Source organism: Hyphomonas sp. UBA3601 (assembly GCF_002375605.1).
In the GTDB taxonomy this organism is placed as follows: Bacteria; Pseudomonadota; Alphaproteobacteria; order Caulobacterales; family Hyphomonadaceae; genus Hyphomonas.
Genome location: NZ_DFME01000121.1, coordinates 36,388 through 36,940, shown reverse-complemented (window position 1 = coordinate 36,940; position 553 = coordinate 36,388). Strand labels below are relative to the sequence as shown.

At 53.2% G+C, this 553-nt stretch carries 1 protein-coding gene; it reads right to left on the bottom strand.

The window, feature by feature from the left end:
• Positions 1-500: FAD-dependent oxidoreductase (locus B4F73_RS13205; RefSeq protein WP_290483493.1), on the bottom strand; the 500-nt coding region annotated here is incomplete at its 3' end.
• Positions 501-553: the final 53 nt, after the last annotated feature.

Here is a 553-nt window from a genome sequence, read left to right as displayed (position 1 = left end):
GGAAGTTGAATTGTGTGACCCCACTTTTCAGCTATTGCAGAACGTGCCCCAAGGCTGACAAGTTTGAGGTAATCCTTCTGCGGATCATAATCCTGTAAAGGTGCGCCGCTCAGCTTCGCGATCAGATTCTGCATGAGGATGGGCCCTTGCCGCACGGCATACACGCCTGCTTTGGGTATGTGACCCTTTTGAAGAGAAGCCACATCGCCTGAAATGAAAATGTCTGGATGTGAGATCGACTGCAGGCATGAATTTACGACTGGAAATCCGCCACTCGTCTCAAGTCCTGATTTTTCCAGCCAGCCAGGTGCGCGTGCACCGGCGGTCCATAGAACCAGTTGTGCAGTCAGGAACTGTCCAGAATCCAACATCAGGCAGCCATTCTCATGCGCGCGCACTTGTGTGTTTTCGATAATCGTTACGCTTGCCTCGCTCAGGCGCTCGCACAGCGCACGCCTCAATGATGGCGAACTTGATGAAAGTATTTCCGACCGATCCACGATTGCCAAGGGGTTAGACGTAGGGAGGCCGCAGGCGTTCATCTTGTGCCGAA